Annotated in this window: 17 protein-coding genes; 10 read left to right on the top strand and 7 right to left on the bottom strand. The window is 44.5% G+C overall.

Features of this window, described 5'->3' with window-relative positions:
• Nucleotides 1-8 precede the first annotated feature (8 nt).
• From hslO to K1M91_RS10410, 4 genes are all read left to right on the top strand, one after another.
• A complete protein-coding gene (gene hslO / locus K1M91_RS10425) occupies nucleotides 9-917 on the top strand; it encodes an Hsp33 family molecular chaperone HslO (RefSeq protein ID WP_232801696.1) in 909 nt (302 codons plus the stop codon).
• Nucleotides 918-1,054: 137 nt separating this feature from the next.
• Nucleotides 1,055-2,683 carry a phosphoenolpyruvate carboxykinase (ATP) gene (gene pckA, locus K1M91_RS10420; RefSeq protein WP_232801695.1) on the top strand — a complete coding sequence of 543 codons (1,629 nt, stop codon included), beginning with the start codon at nucleotides 1,055-1,057 and terminating at the stop codon, nucleotides 2,681-2,683.
• A 177-nt stretch (nucleotides 2,684-2,860) separates the two neighbouring features.
• Nucleotides 2,861-3,334 (top strand): transcription elongation factor GreB, encoded by a 474-nt coding sequence (gene greB / locus K1M91_RS10415; protein WP_232801694.1) that lies wholly within the window; start codon nucleotides 2,861-2,863, stop codon nucleotides 3,332-3,334.
• A gap of 42 nt (nucleotides 3,335-3,376) precedes the next feature.
• Entirely contained in the window at nucleotides 3,377-5,698 is a 2,322-nt protein-coding gene (locus K1M91_RS10410) for a Tex family protein (RefSeq protein ID WP_232801693.1), read from the top strand.
• Nucleotides 5,699-5,900: 202 nt separating this feature from the next.
• Here the strand turns inward: K1M91_RS10410 and K1M91_RS10405 are convergent, their stop codons facing one another.
• From K1M91_RS10405 to bioH, 3 genes are all read right to left on the bottom strand, one after another.
• Nucleotides 5,901-6,824, bottom strand: a complete 924-nt coding sequence (locus K1M91_RS10405) for a putative metalloprotease CJM1_0395 family protein (protein WP_232801692.1) — start codon at nucleotides 6,822-6,824, stop codon at nucleotides 5,901-5,903.
• Between the two features lie 96 nt (nucleotides 6,825-6,920).
• Entirely contained in the window at nucleotides 6,921-7,223 is a 303-nt protein-coding gene (locus K1M91_RS10400; RefSeq protein WP_232801691.1) for a hypothetical protein, read from the bottom strand.
• A 73-nt stretch (nucleotides 7,224-7,296) separates the two neighbouring features.
• On the bottom strand, nucleotides 7,297-8,064 hold the full coding sequence (gene bioH / locus K1M91_RS10395) for a pimeloyl-ACP methyl ester esterase BioH (RefSeq protein WP_232801690.1): 768 nt from the start codon (nucleotides 8,062-8,064) through the stop codon (nucleotides 7,297-7,299).
• A 7-nt stretch (nucleotides 8,065-8,071) separates the two neighbouring features.
• Between bioH and K1M91_RS10390 the strand changes: the two genes are divergently transcribed.
• Nucleotides 8,072-8,842, top strand: a complete 771-nt coding sequence (locus K1M91_RS10390) for a ComF family protein (RefSeq protein WP_232801689.1) — start codon at nucleotides 8,072-8,074, stop codon at nucleotides 8,840-8,842.
• A gap of 92 nt (nucleotides 8,843-8,934) precedes the next feature.
• Nucleotides 8,935-9,516: a Fe-S biogenesis protein NfuA gene (nfuA, locus tag K1M91_RS10385; RefSeq protein WP_232801688.1), complete on the top strand. Its 582-nt coding sequence runs from the start codon at nucleotides 8,935-8,937 to the stop codon at nucleotides 9,514-9,516.
• A 72-nt stretch (nucleotides 9,517-9,588) separates the two neighbouring features.
• On the opposite strand, the gene gpsA is transcribed toward nfuA, so the two are convergent.
• The 3 genes from gpsA to K1M91_RS10370 form a co-directional block, all read right to left on the bottom strand.
• The gene (gpsA, locus tag K1M91_RS10380; RefSeq protein ID WP_232801687.1) at nucleotides 9,589-10,590 is read right to left on the bottom strand and encodes an NAD(P)H-dependent glycerol-3-phosphate dehydrogenase; all 1,002 of its coding nucleotides are present in this window, start codon (nucleotides 10,588-10,590) and stop codon (nucleotides 9,589-9,591) included.
• A 5-nt stretch (nucleotides 10,591-10,595) separates the two neighbouring features.
• Nucleotides 10,596-11,078 carry a protein-export chaperone SecB gene (secB, locus tag K1M91_RS10375; RefSeq protein ID WP_232801789.1) on the bottom strand — a complete coding sequence of 161 codons (483 nt, stop codon included), beginning with the start codon at nucleotides 11,076-11,078 and terminating at the stop codon, nucleotides 10,596-10,598.
• 170 nt (nucleotides 11,079-11,248) lie between these two features.
• Nucleotides 11,249-11,677: a rhodanese-like domain-containing protein gene (locus K1M91_RS10370; RefSeq protein WP_232801686.1), complete on the bottom strand. Its 429-nt coding sequence runs from the start codon at nucleotides 11,675-11,677 to the stop codon at nucleotides 11,249-11,251.
• Between the two features lie 237 nt (nucleotides 11,678-11,914).
• Between K1M91_RS10370 and gpmM the strand changes: the two genes are divergently transcribed.
• The 3 genes from gpmM to K1M91_RS10355 are packed head-to-tail and all read left to right on the top strand — an operon-like array spanning nucleotide 11,915 to nucleotide 15,413.
• Nucleotides 11,915-13,441: a 2,3-bisphosphoglycerate-independent phosphoglycerate mutase gene (gpmM, locus tag K1M91_RS10365; RefSeq protein WP_232801685.1), complete on the top strand. Its 1,527-nt coding sequence runs from the start codon at nucleotides 11,915-11,917 to the stop codon at nucleotides 13,439-13,441.
• Nucleotides 13,442-13,465: 24 nt separating this feature from the next.
• On the top strand, nucleotides 13,466-14,620 hold the full coding sequence (locus tag K1M91_RS10360; RefSeq protein ID WP_232801684.1) for a peptidoglycan DD-metalloendopeptidase family protein: 1,155 nt from the start codon (nucleotides 13,466-13,468) through the stop codon (nucleotides 14,618-14,620).
• Nucleotide 14,621: 1 nt separating this feature from the next.
• Nucleotides 14,622-15,413 (top strand): divergent polysaccharide deacetylase family protein, encoded by a 792-nt coding sequence (locus K1M91_RS10355; protein WP_232801683.1) that lies wholly within the window; start codon nucleotides 14,622-14,624, stop codon nucleotides 15,411-15,413.
• On the opposite strand, the gene K1M91_RS10350 is transcribed toward K1M91_RS10355, so the two are convergent.
• Complete coding sequence (locus K1M91_RS10350) at nucleotides 15,410-15,658, bottom strand: YkgJ family cysteine cluster protein (RefSeq protein ID WP_232801682.1); 249 nt, start codon at nucleotides 15,656-15,658, stop codon at nucleotides 15,410-15,412. The genes K1M91_RS10355 and K1M91_RS10350 overlap by 4 nt on opposite strands.
• 102 nt (nucleotides 15,659-15,760) lie before the next feature.
• Between K1M91_RS10350 and panM the strand changes: the two genes are divergently transcribed.
• Nucleotides 15,761-16,174 carry an aspartate 1-decarboxylase autocleavage activator PanM gene (panM, locus tag K1M91_RS10345; protein ID WP_232801681.1) on the top strand — a complete coding sequence of 138 codons (414 nt, stop codon included), beginning with the start codon at nucleotides 15,761-15,763 and terminating at the stop codon, nucleotides 16,172-16,174.
• Nucleotides 16,175-16,197 lie beyond the last annotated feature (23 nt).

The following is a 16,197-nucleotide window of genomic DNA, read 5'->3' as shown; positions in this document are numbered from 1 at the left end:
GAGTTCCCATGGACCAAGCACCAACACAACCTTTATTAGACCACCTACACCGTTTTTTATTTGAAGATTACGATGTGCGTGGCGAACTCGTACAACTTAGCCAAAGCTACCAAGACGTTCTACGTAACCACAACTACCCGGCCGCAATTGAGCGTTTAGTCGGTGAGTTATTTGTAGCCACCAGCCTATTAACTGCCACTCTAAAATTTGAAGGCCATATAAACGTTCAATTACAAGGCGATGGTCCGGTGCATTTAGCGGCTATTAACGGTGATCATAATCAAGCTTTACGTGGCGTAGCGCGCTATAAATCGACCCCAGCAGACGATGCGAACTTAACCGAAATGGTGGGTAAAGGGTTTCTATTAATCACCATCACGCCAAACGAAGGTGAGCGCTACCAAGGCGTGGTTGAGCTAGTCGGTAACTCGTTAACCGACAGCTTAGAAAACTACTTTGCCCAGTCAGAGCAATTAGCTACCAAACTTATCTTAAAAACAGGCCTTTATAACGACCAAAAAATGGCAGCTGGTCTATTATTACAAAAGCTGCCGACAGCAAAAGAAGAACATGAAGCTGAATTTAGCCATGTCACAACGTTGGCTGAGACTTTAAAAGACGATGAATTATTTGGCCTAGACGCGGAAACCTTGCTGTACCGCTTATATCACCAAGAAGCTGTTCGTATTTTTGAACCACAAGCCATTGTTTTTGAATGTGGGTGCTCAAGAGAAAAGTGTGAAGGAGCCTTGTTATCGGTCGAGAAAAGTGAGCTGCTTGATATTCTGCAAGAGAAAGGTCAAATCGATATGGATTGCGAATATTGTCGCACCGCTTACCATTTCGATGCACTAGACGTGGAAGCATTATTTGCTACCAATAACCCATCCTTGCAGAGCAATAAAACAAAACACTAGAAAAAACCGGAGAAACTAACAAGTAGTTGTATTTATCACGACACTTTACTCTTAAGTTTGAAGCGTATCCCATTATTCTATTTATAAAGTAATAGAATCATTAATGAACAAACTAAAAAGTAACCTTGGAGATAAATATGACAGTTATCGACGCGGAAAGAACTCTATTAAGTGCACAAGACTTAGGTAAATACGGCATTCAAGGTGTGAAAGAAGTGGTACACAACCCTTCTTATGAAACCTTGTTTGTCGAGGAGACAAAACCCGACTTAGTGGGGTTTGAACGTGGAGTTGTAACCGAGTCAGGTGCTGTCGCGGTGGACACAGGGATTTTTACAGGGCGATCACCAAAAGATAAATACATCGTTAAAGACGATGTTACTCGCGATACAATTTGGTGGTCAGATCAAGGAAAGAATGATAACAAGCCCATCACCCCAGCAGTCTGGCAAGATCTCAAATCTTTAGTCGTAGAAGAGCTATCGAATAAACGCCTGTTTGTTGTTGATGCCTTTTGTGGCGCTAACAAAGATTCTCGCCTGGCCGTGCGTTTTATTGTTGAAGTTGCATGGCAAGCACACTTCGTCACGAATATGTTCATTCGACCTAGCGCAGATGAATTGGCAGAATTTGAACCCGATTTTGTGGTACTAAATGGCTCTGAAACCACCAACCCAAATTGGCAGCAACACGGCCTAAACTCTGAAAACTTCATCGCTTTTAACCTCACCGAAAAAATGCAAATTATTGGTGGAACTTGGTACGGCGGTGAAATGAAAAAAGGCATGTTTGCGATGATGAATTACCTGCTGCCACTGCGCGGCATGGCATCAATGCATTGTTCTGCAAACGTCGGCGCTAATGGTGACACTGCTATATTCTTTGGTCTTTCCGGCACCGGTAAAACCACCTTATCAACGGATCCTAAACGCGCCTTAATTGGTGACGATGAGCACGGTTGGGATGACTCAGGCGTGTTTAACTTTGAGGGTGGTTGTTATGCCAAGACCATCCGCCTTTGTTTAGAAGCCGAGCCGGATATTTACAAAGCCATTAAACGTGACGCATTACTTGAAAATGTAACCGTGCGCGACGATAAAACAGTCGATTATGATGATGGCAGTAAAACCGAAAACACCCGTGTTAGCTACCCCATTTACCACATAGATAACATTGTTAAGCCGGTATCTAAAGCGGGCCACGCTAACAAAGTGATATTTTTAACGGCTGATGCCTTTGGCGTGCTACCACCGGTATCTAAGCTAACCAAAGCTCAAACTAAGTACCACTTCTTATCTGGTTTTACCGCCAAATTAGCCGGTACTGAACGCGGCATTACCGAGCCAACTCCGACTTTCTCAGCCTGTTTTGGCGCGGCGTTTTTAACACTGCACCCAACCAAATACGGCCAAGAGCTAGTGAAACGAATGGAAGCGGCAGGCGCGGAAGCATATTTAGTTAATACAGGCTGGAATGGCACCGGTAAGCGGATCTCGATTCAAGACACCCGCGCCATCATCGATGCTATCTTAGACGGCTCGATTGAAAAGGCGGAAACGAAAACGATTCCAATCTTTAACTTGGCGGTGCCAACCGCTCTGCCCGGTGTAGATCCTGCGATCCTTGATCCTAGAGACACCTATGAGTCTGCAGAGCAATGGGATATTAAAGCAGAGAATTTGGCGCAATTGTTTATCAATAATTTTGCGCAATACACTGACAACGAGGAAGGAAAAGCACTGGTAGCCGCCGGGCCACAACTATAAGGTTCACTTAACCAGCAAATAAATGCGGGACCATGAGTCCCGCTTTTCACGCTTCTCATCAATCCAGCGCAACACATAGTCGTTCACTCCTCGCTTATTTGCATCACTAGACTTTAAAAAGCTAGCCATAGACGCTATAAAGAGCGCAAGCAATCGACAGCATGGTGAATTACAAGATTGAAGACAAATCTCATTACGCCAGAAGGCATGAAAAAGTTAGAAGCCGAACTCGATCATCTATGGCGCGAATACCGCCCAGAAATCACGCAAAAAGTAGCATGGGCAGCCAGCTTGGGCGATCGTTCTGAAAACGCCGATTATAAAGAAAATAAACGCGTTTTAAGGCAAATTGATAAACGAGTCAGGTTCTTGCGCAAGCGCATCGAAGAGCTCACCATCGTTACCCCATCGCCTCAACAACAAGGAAAAGTGTTTTTTGGTGCCATCGTTAATATTGAAAACGATGCAGGCGAAACACTGAATTTTAAAATAGTCGGCCCCGATGAAATTTATGGCCGCAAGGACTACATTTCCATCGACTCGCCAATGGCGCGAGCGCTGCTAAAAAAATCCGTTGATGACGAAGCTATCGTTCACACGCCTTCGGGTGAGAAGACTTGGTATATCAATAAAATAGATTACGATCTTTGATGAATCCCCTCGCTTTCCCAAATTTTATACTCTGAGAAAACAATGCATTCTATTCATAATACAATCGCTCAAGAAATTGGTGCCAGCACCGCACAAATCAACGCCGCCGTACAACTATTAGATGAAGGCGCAACCGTGCCTTTTATCTCGCGTTATCGTAAAGAAGTTACCGGCGGCCTTGATGATGGCCAACTGCGTATTTTAGAACAAAGGCTAACTTATTTACGCGAACTAGAAGATCGACGCAACAGCATTATTAGTACCATTCAAGAGCAAGGTAAGCTCAGTGATGCGCTGCATCAGCTACTGCTTGATGCTGATACCAAAACTCGCCTTGAAGACTTGTACTTACCTTACAAGCAAAAGCGTGTCACTAAAGGTCAAATGGCGATTGAGGCAGGTATCGAGCCCCTTGCAGATATGCTATTAACACAGCCTTCACTTGATCCAGAAACCCAAGCAAGCGCTTATCTTAGCCCCGAAAAAAACTACCCCGATACCAAAGCAGTGTTAGAGGGCGCAAAATACATTCTTATGGAGCGTTATTCACAAGATGCCGAACTGATCAGCCAAGTGCGCTCTTATTTGCAGCAAAACGCAACCTTAGATGCTCAAGTGATTGCAGGCAAAGAACAAGAAGGCATCAAATTTAAAGATTATTTTGCTTACAGCGAAAAAATTAGCCAGATCCCATCACATCGTGCTCTCGCTATTTTACGTGGACGCAATGAGGGAATACTGCAACTCAGTTTAAACGCCGACCCTGAGCGTGAAGATAAAACCTTGCCCAGCACTGGGGAAACCTTGATTGCCCGCTACATGCAAGTGAATCAACTTACTTGCAACCCTTGGTTGAGAACCGTGGTGCAATGGACTTGGCGCATTAAACTATTGATGCAGTTAGAGAATGAATTGATTTCGAATCTACGTGAAGCGGCAGAAATTGAAGCTATCAATGTGTTTGCCAAAAATCTAAATGATTTATTAATGGCCGCTCCCGGTGGCCCGAAAGTCACGCTTGCGTTAGACCCAGGCTTGCGTACAGGGGTTAAAGTTGCAGTGGTGGATGGCACAGGTAAATTATTGGCATACAGTACTATTTATCCTCATGCGCCACGTAAAGATTGGCAAGGTTCGCTCAGTGAGTTAGCTAAATTATGTCAGCAACATAAAGTTGAACTGATCAGCATAGGTAACGGCACCGCATCACGCGAAACCGACCAACTGGTCGCAGAATTAATCAAAGCGAAGCCGGAACTGAAGCTCACAAAAATTATGGTGAGTGAAGCCGGCGCATCGGTTTACTCTGCATCTGAACTGGCCGCTAAAGAATTCCCCGAACTGGATGTGTCAATTCGCGGCGCCGTTTCCATTGCGCGCCGTTTACAAGATCCTTTGGCTGAATTAGTTAAAATAGAAGCCAAGGCAATTGGGGTTGGCCAATATCAGCACGATGTAAACCAATCATTACTAGCGAAAAAACTGGATGGTGTGGTTGAAGATTGTGTGAACGCGGTTGGCGTTGATGTGAATAGTGCGTCTGCCGCGTTACTTACCCATGTGGCAGGGTTAAACCCCACTCTGGCGCAAAACATTGTCGACTACCGGGATGAGAATGGCATTTTTGTTGACCGTTCACAGCTGAAAAAAGTCGCACGTTTAGGGCCAAAAGCGTTTCAGCAATGTGCTGGTTTCTTACGCATTCGCGGTGGTAAAAACCCACTTGATGCCTCAGCGGTGCACCCCGAAGCCTACCCAGTAGTTAAAGCGATGCTTAAAGATATCAAGCAGGATATCACCAGCTTAATGGGTAATAGCGCACTGTTAAGCACCATTCAACCGCAAGTCTATGCCAGTGAAGAGTTCGGTGTACCCACGGTGACGGATATTATCAAAGAGCTCGATAAGCCTGGACGCGATCCGCGCCCCGAGTTTAAAACCGCCACCTTCAAAGACGGCGTAAACACCATTAATGACTTAAAGCCTGAAATGATCTTAGAAGGCGTGGTGACCAACGTGGCCAACTTTGGCGCTTTTGTTGATGTTGGTGTCCATCAAGATGGTTTGGTACACATTTCAGCCTTGAGCAATAAGTTTGTTTCCGATCCTCGTGAAGTAGTAAAGGCCGGACAAATAGTCAAAGTAAAAGTGGTTGAAGTAGACGTGCAACGCAAGCGTATAGCATTAACTATGAAGCTAGACCAAGCCGTTGAGCAAGGTACTAAACCAACATTGCGCCACGCACCTAAAGACAATCATCAGTCAAAAACTAACGCACCAAAGGCTCGCCAGCCGCAAAAAGCAGCTGCGCCGCTAAATAATGCTTTTGCTGATGCTTTTAACAAGGCGAAACAGAAACGCTAACGATAGCTGATTTGTAGAATCATTGATCGCAGAATCACTTCGCTCCTTGTATGTTGAACTTGTTGCTTCGTGTTTTTTGTTGGACCAGAGCTTGCTCAGGGCATTTGTAATGTTCGCTGAGCAAGCTCAGCTCCTACTTGAATAGGATCCTCGGTCATTGAGCGATCATGTATGGAGTGTTAGTGGCGCGAGGAAGTAGACGCTAAATGGAAGCACGCAGTGCTGGGCGCTCATTTGGCACAACAGAGCCAAAATAGCGTTGCTCTATTGCCCTATCGGTTTGCATGGCTTGCTCAGAGCGAGCAATAGGGCCATATTTTTTACTTGGATTAAATGAATGAATATCTTCACTTTTTAACGTTTGAGTATCTGCAGCACTTAAGCCACCACGAGAAGCTTGAGTCTCGTTATCACCTTCGCCGCTATCCGCACTTGTACTTTTAACTTTTTGACTAGCCGCTAATTCTGAATAAGCAGCATTAAGCTGACGAGTCGCTTCAGCTGCAATTCTTCTGTCGGCAACAGAAGGACTCTGTGGTGCTAGCGCTGCCGCACGCACCTGACGCATTTTTTGTATTGTGGCTTGAGGATCACCTGCGATTGGCGACACACTGATTGGTACTTCACCAGATACCGCATAACGTTTGCCATCGGGACCATTTTCATAACCGTAACTAGGTTGGCCAGCATGCTGGCCACCAACACTGGCATGCGCACGTTCATGAATGACAACTTCATTATGACGGCTCTCAAGAGAGTCAACTATCTTTTGCTCTTGTGGTGTAAGTTGGCCAGCTGCCTGATTGCCTTCGCCGTTATTATCTTGCTGATCAGAAGCCTGCTGCTGATTAGGCTGCTGCTCTGAGCCTTGTCCCTCACCCTGCTCTTTACCTTGAACAGTACGAATATCAGAATTTTGCGCTTCAGTTGAATGGGTACCACCAGCTTGCTGCTGGCTAACTTTAGATTTGTCTTTTTCCGAGCCAACTTCTGTCTCGGCTTTGTATGGCTCTGTTTTAGTTAATTGCGGAACAAGCTCGCGATAGCGGTTTTCATTACGCGTAACATTCTGCTGCGGTTGCAACGACAAGGGCACCATAGGAGGGAGCTGAACATTCATATTCATGATCGTTGCCTCATGTTCATTACTCCTTGATACTATCTCGCCTAATTTGTTTAACCCAACAGCCCCGAATTAAACCCCTGCTTGCAAAATACTTTATTACACTTTTATATCAATAATACTGCCTATCATTTCATCCGCGGCTGAAATCGTTTTGGCAGATGCCTTGGCTTGATGCTCAGCCACAGTCAAATTAACCAGCTCTGTTACTACCGATTGCTGGGTACGATCAGCAGGTAACAAGGTTGCGCTTGTTTGCCCATCTTGAACAACTTCGGGGCTAGCGCTGACATTGGCACTGTCGACAGCTTGACGAGCAATGTTTGACGCACTCTCTGTCACCTGTTGCTGTGCTCGTTGAAAACCTTCAACGCCAATGTTAAATGCAGACTGTATGTTCATGGCTAAATTCTCGCCCAGTAACTAAGCTAATTATCGCTCAAAATTGTTCATTTTTACAGCAGTAATTGCTTATTTATACCAAACAAAAGTGAATAAGCTGAGCGGAAAACTGTTCTTTGTCGGTCACGAACGGCGCATGTGATGCTTTTTCAAAGACATAGATTTCGCAGTCCGGCGCTAATAATGTCACTTGCTGTGCAACATCAATCGGAACTAAGCGATCTAATTTACCGAACATCGCCAAAAAAGGCATCTCTAGTGTCTTTAGTTGGCTTCGTAAATCATCTTGCTGCAAAATTGCCAGGCCATCTGCTAATGCCTTAGGATCGGGTAACGGTTTTTCTGCCAACCAACTTTTCAACGCTTTTATATCCTGCCTTGCCGATTCACTGCCCATCGCTTGAATGGCCAAAAAACGTTCAATAGTGGTTTTGAAATCGCCCGATAATGAGTCAATAAATTGCTGCAGTACCTTAGGTTGAATACCCGGCCAATCTTGGTCTTGTGAAAATTTAGGATTTGAGGCCACTGTTACTAAACGCCTTATTCTGTCAGGAGCCATCAACGCAGCTTGTGTAGCAACTAAGCCACCTAAAGACCATCCCACCCAAACAGCTTCAGTTGGCGCTTTATCTAGCACCGCTTGCGCCATATTCTGCAATGTATGAAGCGCAAAAGGCTCACTGTCACCAAAGCCCGGTAAGTCAATTAAGTGCACCGTAAAATAGCTTTCAAGTAGTGGTAGCACGCCCTGCCACGCCGCGCTGTTTAACCCCCAACCGTGTAACAACACAAGGTCACGTCCTTGTCCTACACTGGTTATATTCAGTTTTTTTGTCATGGTGCCTATGCTCAGTCTTCAAAAAGCCTCCATGTTACCCCATGCATTAACACTTGCAAGAAAGAAGCTTAGCCAATACGCCCAGCGTCTATTGCCATTAAGCTGCTTACTTTGCCAACAAGGCATTACAACAGGCCTTGTTTGTCACACCTGCTATCAAGACCTAAAACAAACTTACCCACATTGCTTACGCTGTGGTCTACCTCTCACTAGCACTGAATCCATGTGTGGCCAGTGTATCCGCAAACCACCCAAATTTTCGTCATTACATGCATGTGGCTTATTTCAGCCCCCACTCAATCAGTTGATCTATCACCTCAAATACCAAAAACAGAGCATCTACAGCTATATTCTTGGCCAATTAATGGCTGAAAAAATCAGCGCATATACAGCAAGCTCCGCTAATATAACTTTACCCCAAGCCTTGCTGCCAATCCCCCTTCATCCCCGCAAAGAGCGACAACGTGGTTTTAATCAAGCTCAATTGATTGCCGAGCATTGCGCTAAAACGTTAAACCTCCCATGCCAATCAAACTGGGTAAAAAGAGTTAAAAATACCACCAGCCAAACACAACTCAATGTCAAACAACGCAAGCGGAATATGCAACAAGCTTTCAAAGTAACTGCACTACCAGCACAACTGAACCATGTTGCCATTATCGATGATATCGTCACCACTGGCGCCACTGTAGATAGCTTGTGTAAAGAGCTACAAAAGGCCGGTGTTAGTCAAATTGAAATCTGGTGTATTTGCCGGACGCCCACCACAAGGCCATAAAATCGTCACAAATGTGCTTTTTTTGATACTAAATACCCTGTTATTGACGCTATAATGCCTGAGTGATTTAGTCAGGTTTTTTGAGGATAGTGATGATTAGTATTTCCAGTGACGCGCAGCAACACTTTGTAAAGCTGCTAAGCTCGCAGCCAGAAGGCACCAATATTCGCGTATTTGTAGTTAACCCTGGCACGCCTAACGCTGAATGTGGTGTTTCTTATTGCCCACCTGAAGCGGTTGAACGCACCGATGTGTTCTTACCTTTTGAGGGTTTTGATGCTTTAGTTGATGAAGTCAGTGCACCGTTTTTAGAAGACGCTACCATCGATTTAGTAACGGAAGAAACTGGCACTCAGTTAACACTAAAAGCACCTAACGCGAAAATGAAACGTGTTGCAGATGATGCACCGTTGATCGAGCGAATTGAATATTTTATTCAATCGGAAGTGAATCCAGGCCTAGCAAGTCATGGCGGTAATGTAAAACTAATCGAAATCACCGAAGATGGCTTTGCTATCGTCCAGTTTGGTGGTGGTTGTAATGGCTGCTCAATGGTTGACGTCACCTTAAAAGACGGCATTGAAAAACAAATGCTAGTCACCTTTGAAGGTGAGCTAAAAGGTGTTCGTGACATTACCGACCATGAAAGTGGCGAGCATTCTTACTATAAGTAAGCTTACTTTTGACTAAAAAAACCGCTTAACAATAAGCGGTTTTTTTATGCTCAGAGGCAAAGCTAAAAAACATTATTCATCTTTTTTACTGCGTGCTAATAAAGCAATCGCTGCCGCTTTTGGGTCTTTGCCTTGGTATAATACTTGGTATATTTGCTCAGTTATTGGCATCTCTACATTTAGCCGCTGCGACAACATAAACACTTCTTTTGTGTTGCGATAACCTTCAACCACTTGACCAATTTCAGTTTGCGCATCGGCCATCGATAAACCACGGCCTAACGCTAAACCAAAGCGTCGATTTCGCGATTGATTATCGGTACATGTCAGCACTAAATCGCCCAACCCCGCCATGCCCATAAAGGTTTTAGGATCGGCATTTAATGCTGCACCAAGCCGAGTTAGCTCGGCCAAACCACGGGTAATCAAAGCGGTTCTGGCGTTGGCACCAAAACCCAAGCCATCGGCCAAGCCTGCGCCAATAGCAATGACGTTCTTCACTGCACCACCTAATTGCACACCAATAAAGTCTTCATTGGTATAAACGCGAAAATGTTCACTGTGTAACAGATCAGATAAATCGTTAACAAATACGGGATCAGTAGAAGATAACGAGATTGCCGTAGGCAAACCGGCCGCTAATTCTTTAGCAAAGGTTGGCCCTGAAATCACAGCAAGGGAAATATCGCGACCCAATACATCAATAGCAACGTCTTGAAGTAACCTGCCGGTGTCTGGCTCAAGGCCTTTAGTCGCCCATACCACACGGTGCTCAGGCGTTAATAGCGGCTTTATTTGCTTTAATACAATGCCAAAAGCATGACTTGGTACCACAAGTAAAATATTACGCGACGCAGCCACACAAGTTGCCAAATCGGCTTCAATATTTAAGGTTTCAGGGAAGGGGCAATCGGGTAAAAACGCTTGATTGCAACGCTCTTGCTTAAGCTTTGCCATGTGCTCAGGCTCATGCCCCCACAGCAAAGTTTGATGTCCATTTCTGGCTAAAGAAATAGCAAGGGCGGTGCCATAAGACCCCGCCCCCAATACAGAAATGGCTGCAGATTTAGCCATAAATATTATGAATCCAGTTGTTCCGGCTGCGCTTCAGCTGCACGTTGTTGCATAGCTTGGGCGAAAAGTGCGTCAAAGTTAACTGGCGCAAGGTTAAGTTGTGGGAAAGTACCACGTGTAACCATGCTCGTTACTGCTTCGCGCGCATACGGGAAAAGAATGTTTGGACAAAATGCACCTAAACAATGTGCAAGCTGTGGATCCGGCATTTCACCAACAGTGAAAATACCTGCTTGCTGCACTTCACATAGGAAAGCCGTTTCGCCCGCGATTGTTGCTGTTACTGTTAAAGATAGTACTACTTCAAAAACATTATCAGCTAGTTTTGCGCTTTTAGTATCTAAATCAAGTTTAACTTCTGGCTGCCATTCTTTTTGGAATACTGCTGGAGAGTTAGGGCATTCAAAAGAGATATCTTTTAGAAAGATGCGCTGGATGTTGAAATCAATTTGTTGTTGCTCTTGCGCATTTTGTTGTTCTTCGGCCATCTTAAAATCCTTAATAATAAAAAACTGCAAAGGGGGATTCCCCCGAATAAAAAACCATGTCATTTAAAATAATGCATTCCGTTTGCACTTATATGAATGACAACGCCGCAAAAATAGTGTCAGAGCTTAGCTCAAAAGAGCTGAACCTACTGATAATAACTAGGCGACGATTATTTCTTTGTTAGTGGCAGGTTGGCGTTTTTCCATTCCGCTATACCGCCCGTCAAGTTACTCACTTGCGTAAAACCTGCTTTAACAAGTTTATTGGCAGCTCCAGAAGAGCGCATTCCCGTGGCACATACCACTATAATGGGGCTCTCTTTTAGATTTTCAACACCGGTGAAGGTTCCTGCGTTAATTTGTGACTCAGTTAAATGTTTTGCACCAACAATGTGGCCTTTTTTGAATTCATCTAAGCTACGCACGTCAACAATCACGGCATCTTCTTTGTTCATCATCAACGTTGCTTGCTGATGGGTCACATTGGTAACAGCTGAAAAACGGCTCTTTACTGTGGTAAAAATTAACGCCCCCGCTAAACCAAACCACGCAATAACCAACATTGGGTTAGCGGCCGCAAAATCCATATATTCTTGCATAATGTATTACTTCGTTAGCTTGAAAAAAGCTGAGTATACCTGTGCCGAGCCAGAAGATCAGCCTTGCCAAAACCGAAATGCGATACTTTTTCTCGTGCAGTGATAAAAGTGAGCAAAACAAGGAGAAAGGTCTGAAATAATACGAAAGGATTGAGCGAGATCTACAACATAGCATCTAAATGTAGTAAAATTACGCTAATTTTGTTTTAACAAATCTAACCAAAAGAGGTTCAACATATGGCTAAGAAGCCCTTAGTACTTATCATTATGGATGGTTGGGGATATCGTGCAGATATGCCAGACAACGCAGTATCAAATGCCAATACACCAGTACTTGACGGTCTATGTAAAGAATATGCCAATACCCTAATCTCTGCTTCAGGCATGGACGTGGGCTTACCTGATGGTCAAATGGGTAACTCTGAAGTGGGTCACACCAATATCGGTGCGGGCCGCGTGGTTTACCAAAACTTAACCCGCATCACCAAAGACATCCTTGACGGTACGTTTGATGAAAACCCAGTATTAACGAGCGCAATTGATAAAGCGACTAACGCGGGTAAAGCGGTTCACATCATGGGCCTACTTTCTCCAGGCGGCGTTCACAGCCACGAAGATCACATGCTTGCAGCTGTTGAACTTGCTGCTAAACGTGGTGCAGAAAAAATCTACCTACACGCAATCACTGATGGCCGTGACACGCCACCACGTAGTGCTCAAGGTTCAATCGAATTATTTGAAGAAAAATTCAAAGCCTTAGGCAAAGGCCGTTTTGCGACTGTAATTGGTCGTTACTTTGCAATGGATCGCGACAACCGCTGGGATCGTGTTGAACAAGCCTACAATCTACTAACGCAAAGCCAGGCTGAATATCAATACGACAGCGCCACAGACGCATTAGCAGCAGCTTACGCTCGTGAAGAAAACGATGAATTCGTGAAAGCAACTGTCATCGGTGAAGCAGCTCCTATTGAAGATGGAGACTCGGTTATTTTCATGAACTTCCGCGCTGACCGTGCGCGTGAAATTACCCGTTCATTTACCGATGCAGACTTTGATGGCTTCAAACGTCAAGTTGAGCCGAAACTAGCTGATTTTGTGATGATCACTGAATACGCAGCCGATATTGATACGGCTTGTGCTTATCCATCAGAATCACTGACGAACACCCTAGGTGAATGGTTATCTGATCACGGTAAAACGCAACTGCGTATTTCTGAAACTGAAAAATATGCCCACGTTACCTTTTTCTTCAACGGCGGCGTAGAAGCAGAATTTAAGGGCGAAGAGCGTTCATTAATTTCTTCTCCAGCAGTGGCAACTTACGACCTACAGCCAGAAATGAGCTCTGCTGAACTTACTGAAAAACTAGTTGGCGCAATTAAGAGCGATAAATACGACGTCATCATTTGTAACTATCCAAATGGCGACATGGTAGGCCACACTGGTGTTTACGAGGCAGCAGTTAAAGCTTGTGAAGCCGTAGACAGCAGTATCGGTGAAGTTGTTGCGGCATTAAAAGAAGTCGGCGGCGAATGTTTAATCACCGCAGACCACGGTAATGCAGAGCAAATGATCGACCCAGAAACAGGTGGCGTGCACACTGCACACACCAATCTGCCTGTGCCACTTATCTACGTAGGCCGTGAAGCAACTGCATTAGAAGATGGTAAGCTAAGTGACTTAGCACCAACCATGCTAAATTTGATGGGCATGGAAATTCCAGCTGAAATGACTGGTAAGCCTCTGATGATTTTGAAATAATCTTTCCCCATGAAGGGGAATGAATTGTTTAAGCAAATAAGCAAAATGGCCGGCGTTATCGCCGCTGTTTTGCTTTTTTCATTTTTTAACTTAGCCTATGCCGAGCAATCTGAGCTGGACAATGTAAAACAGCAAATAAAATCCCACCAAGAAAATATCCAAAAACAGAATAAAGCCATCGCACGACTGCAACAAGAGCTAGAGAGTGCCGAAAAAGAAATCGCCAAATTTGCCGGTAAATTGCAGATCAATGCTGAAGCCACCCGTGAAGCACAAAAAACTCTCGACAAGCTCAAGATCTCCGCTGAAAAATTAGAACAAAATAGACAGAAACAACAAAAGCTATTAGCTAATCAAATTGCCAGCGCTTATCGAACCGGTCAGCACGATTATTTAAAAGTTCTGCTTAATCAAGAAGATCCAACAAAAATAGACAGAGCAATTAGCTATTATCAGTACTTGAACAAAGCGCGCATTAAGAGCCTGCAAAAAATGCAGAACACCTTAGCCGATCTTAATGAAAACCAACGGCAACAAACCGCTAAAATTGAGCAACTGACCAGACTCAAGCTGGATCATGCTGAGCAACAGAAAAGATTGACGGCACAACAAGCGGGTCGTGAAGATGCGATGGCCGCCTTAAATAAAACGATCACCTCAGAACAGCAGCAAATCAAACAATTAGAAGATGCCGAAAAACATCTATCGAAACAACTAGCCGAAAGTATCGAGCAACAAAAAATCGAACAAGAGCTAGATAACATTAAAAAGCCAGTGCTTGATGGCCTGCAAAACTACAAGGGTAAACTAAGCTGGCCAATAAAAGGTCGCGTATTACATCGCTTCGGTGGTCATCGCAGTGGTCAGTTGCGCTGGAAAGGCATGCTTATTGCAGCAAAAGAAGGCGCTGAAATAAAAGCCTTATCTCATGGCCAAGTCGTCTACTCTGAATATTTAAAGGGCTACGGCATGGTGATGGTTATCGATCATGGCAAAGGGTTTATGAGTCTTTATGGCCATAATCAAGCCTTATTAAAAAGCGTAGGTGAAACCGTAAGAAATGATGAAGTGATCGCCCTTGCAGGACGCAGTGGCGGACAAAAACGCAGTGGTTTGTACTTTGAAATTCGTTATCAAGGCAAACCGCAAGATCCACGGAAATGGTTAAGCAGAAAATAATATGCCCTTACACCAGCGCAAAGCGACCGTAGTATTACGGTTATTGAGCGTATTTTTATTAATGCTATCAATACCTTGTAATGCCGCCAATCTAGCTATCATCATTGATGATATAGGCAATAGCGAGCATGACTTTCAAGCCCTTAAGCTACCGAGTGAAGTTGCCTTTTCTCTGCTTCCTTTTACCCCACAAGCGCTCACTATAGGCCAGCAAGCATGGGCACAAAACCGAGATATGTTACTGCATATCCCAATGGAAGCAGTGGCCAATAATCAGTTGCTTGGCCCTGGAGCGCTGCGCGCAGATATGAGTGAGCAAGAGCTAAAACATAAACTAGAGCAAGCTATTATCGCTTTGCCTTTCATTCAAGGCATGAATAATCACATGGGCAGTAAACTGACTACCATGGCCGAACAAATGCGCTGGACGATGGAAACCTTGCGCCATCATGAATTATTTTTTCTCGATAGCCGTACCAGTAAAAATACCCTAGCCGAAAGTACTGCCCAGTCATTAGGCGTGCCAGTACTGCGTCGTCATGTTTTTTTAGATAATTTGCGCAGCCGAGCGGCCATTGAAAAGCAGTTTAATCTCGCCTTAAAACTTGCCAGATCAGGACGCGATGTGGTCATTATTGGCCACCCTTACCCAGAAACGTTAAGCTTTTTACAGCAAAGGCTTAGTCAGCCTATCGCCCCAGTTAATTTAGTAAACATTACTGAACTCATGCCCCTTGCTGAGGCAGCAATAGCCAAAACGGCTAATGAAAACGGCAGTGACGCGGTTAATTAAGTCAACCTTTCTAACTCATCAATATTGGTCATTGCCTGCTGGTTAGTGCTACCACATACTGAAGCACAAGGCTTAAAATCAACGCATACCTTGGGACGCTCAGGTTTACCAAACAAACGACATAAGTTCTGCTCATTAAGCTGAACACAGCGGACACCCGCTGGTTTGCCCTGCTCCATCCCAGGAATAGAGGAACTAATACTTGGCGCAATACAACAAGCGCCGCACCCTAAGCGACATTCCATCAACAACCCCTTTGTCCTAGCCAGCGAACCTTTTATAATAGCGGGCAATTCTAACCTGCATATCGTCATAAGCATACCGCTTGTCATTTCTTAGGAGCCAACATGCGCTTAAGCGTTTTTCATCCGCAGCAAGTCGAGTCTCAATTACTGATTGATTTAAAAAAAATTTACGCCTCTGTTTGGCCGCAAAACCAGCTCACGGATGCCGCACTAAATTCATTAATTGAACAACAGCAACCAAGCCTATATGTCGCCATGTTCAATGAACGCCATATCGCAGCTGCATTGCTGAATATAGTGGGAAGCACCGCAAATTTAAGCCATTTCACGGTTAGAGATTTAACCCGACGACGCGGTGTCGGCAAGTATTTATTAACCCAATTAGAATTAATCGCCAAAGCGCAGGGAGCGACCACAATAGTGACAACCCTAAATGAACAAGAGCAACCCTTTAGTGGCTTTTTAGTAGCAATGGGATATGAAGAGCAAAATGGAAAGTGGTGTAAAGCCTTATAATTGAAATAACGCTATTTAAATCA

It is taken from the genome of Motilimonas sp. E26, assembly GCF_021278025.1.
Taxonomy (GTDB): Bacteria; Pseudomonadota; Gammaproteobacteria; order Enterobacterales; family CBDFNC01; genus Motilimonas.
The sequence above is the reverse complement of the archived record's forward strand: the minus strand, read 5'-3'. Positions and strand labels throughout refer to the sequence as shown.

What these genes read in the sequence shown, in the direction of transcription:
- secB (WP_232801789.1), bottom strand. Translation starts at nt 11,078, where the DNA reads ATGGCCGAAGAACAACAAAATGCGCAAGAGCAACAACAAATTGATTTC.
- nfuA (WP_232801688.1), top strand. Translation starts at nt 8,935, where the DNA reads ATGATTAGTATTTCCAGTGACGCGCAGCAACACTTTGTAAAGCTGCTA.
- gpmM (WP_232801685.1), top strand. Translation starts at nt 11,915, where the DNA reads ATGGCTAAGAAGCCCTTAGTACTTATCATTATGGATGGTTGGGGATAT.
- K1M91_RS10400 (WP_232801691.1), bottom strand. Translation starts at nt 7,223, where the DNA reads ATGAACATACAGTCTGCATTTAACATTGGCGTTGAAGGTTTTCAACGA.
- K1M91_RS10370 (WP_232801686.1), bottom strand. Translation starts at nt 11,677, where the DNA reads ATGCAAGAATATATGGATTTTGCGGCCGCTAACCCAATGTTGGTTATT.
- K1M91_RS10350 (WP_232801682.1), bottom strand. Translation starts at nt 15,658, where the DNA reads ATGGAATGTCGCTTAGGGTGCGGCGCTTGTTGTATTGCGCCAAGTATT.
- K1M91_RS10355 (WP_232801683.1), top strand. Translation starts at nt 14,622, where the DNA reads ATGCCCTTACACCAGCGCAAAGCGACCGTAGTATTACGGTTATTGAGC.
- K1M91_RS10410 (WP_232801693.1), top strand. Translation starts at nt 3,377, where the DNA reads ATGCATTCTATTCATAATACAATCGCTCAAGAAATTGGTGCCAGCACC.
- gpsA (WP_232801687.1), bottom strand. Translation starts at nt 10,590, where the DNA reads ATGGCTAAATCTGCAGCCATTTCTGTATTGGGGGCGGGGTCTTATGGC.
- hslO (WP_232801696.1), top strand. Translation starts at nt 9, where the DNA reads ATGGACCAAGCACCAACACAACCTTTATTAGACCACCTACACCGTTTT.
- bioH (WP_232801690.1), bottom strand. Translation starts at nt 8,064, where the DNA reads ATGACAAAAAAACTGAATATAACCAGTGTAGGACAAGGACGTGACCTT.
- pckA (WP_232801695.1), top strand. Translation starts at nt 1,055, where the DNA reads ATGACAGTTATCGACGCGGAAAGAACTCTATTAAGTGCACAAGACTTA.
- K1M91_RS10405 (WP_232801692.1), bottom strand. Translation starts at nt 6,824, where the DNA reads ATGAATATGAATGTTCAGCTCCCTCCTATGGTGCCCTTGTCGTTGCAA.
- panM (WP_232801681.1), top strand. Translation starts at nt 15,761, where the DNA reads ATGCGCTTAAGCGTTTTTCATCCGCAGCAAGTCGAGTCTCAATTACTG.
- K1M91_RS10390 (WP_232801689.1), top strand. Translation starts at nt 8,072, where the DNA reads ATGCTCAGTCTTCAAAAAGCCTCCATGTTACCCCATGCATTAACACTT.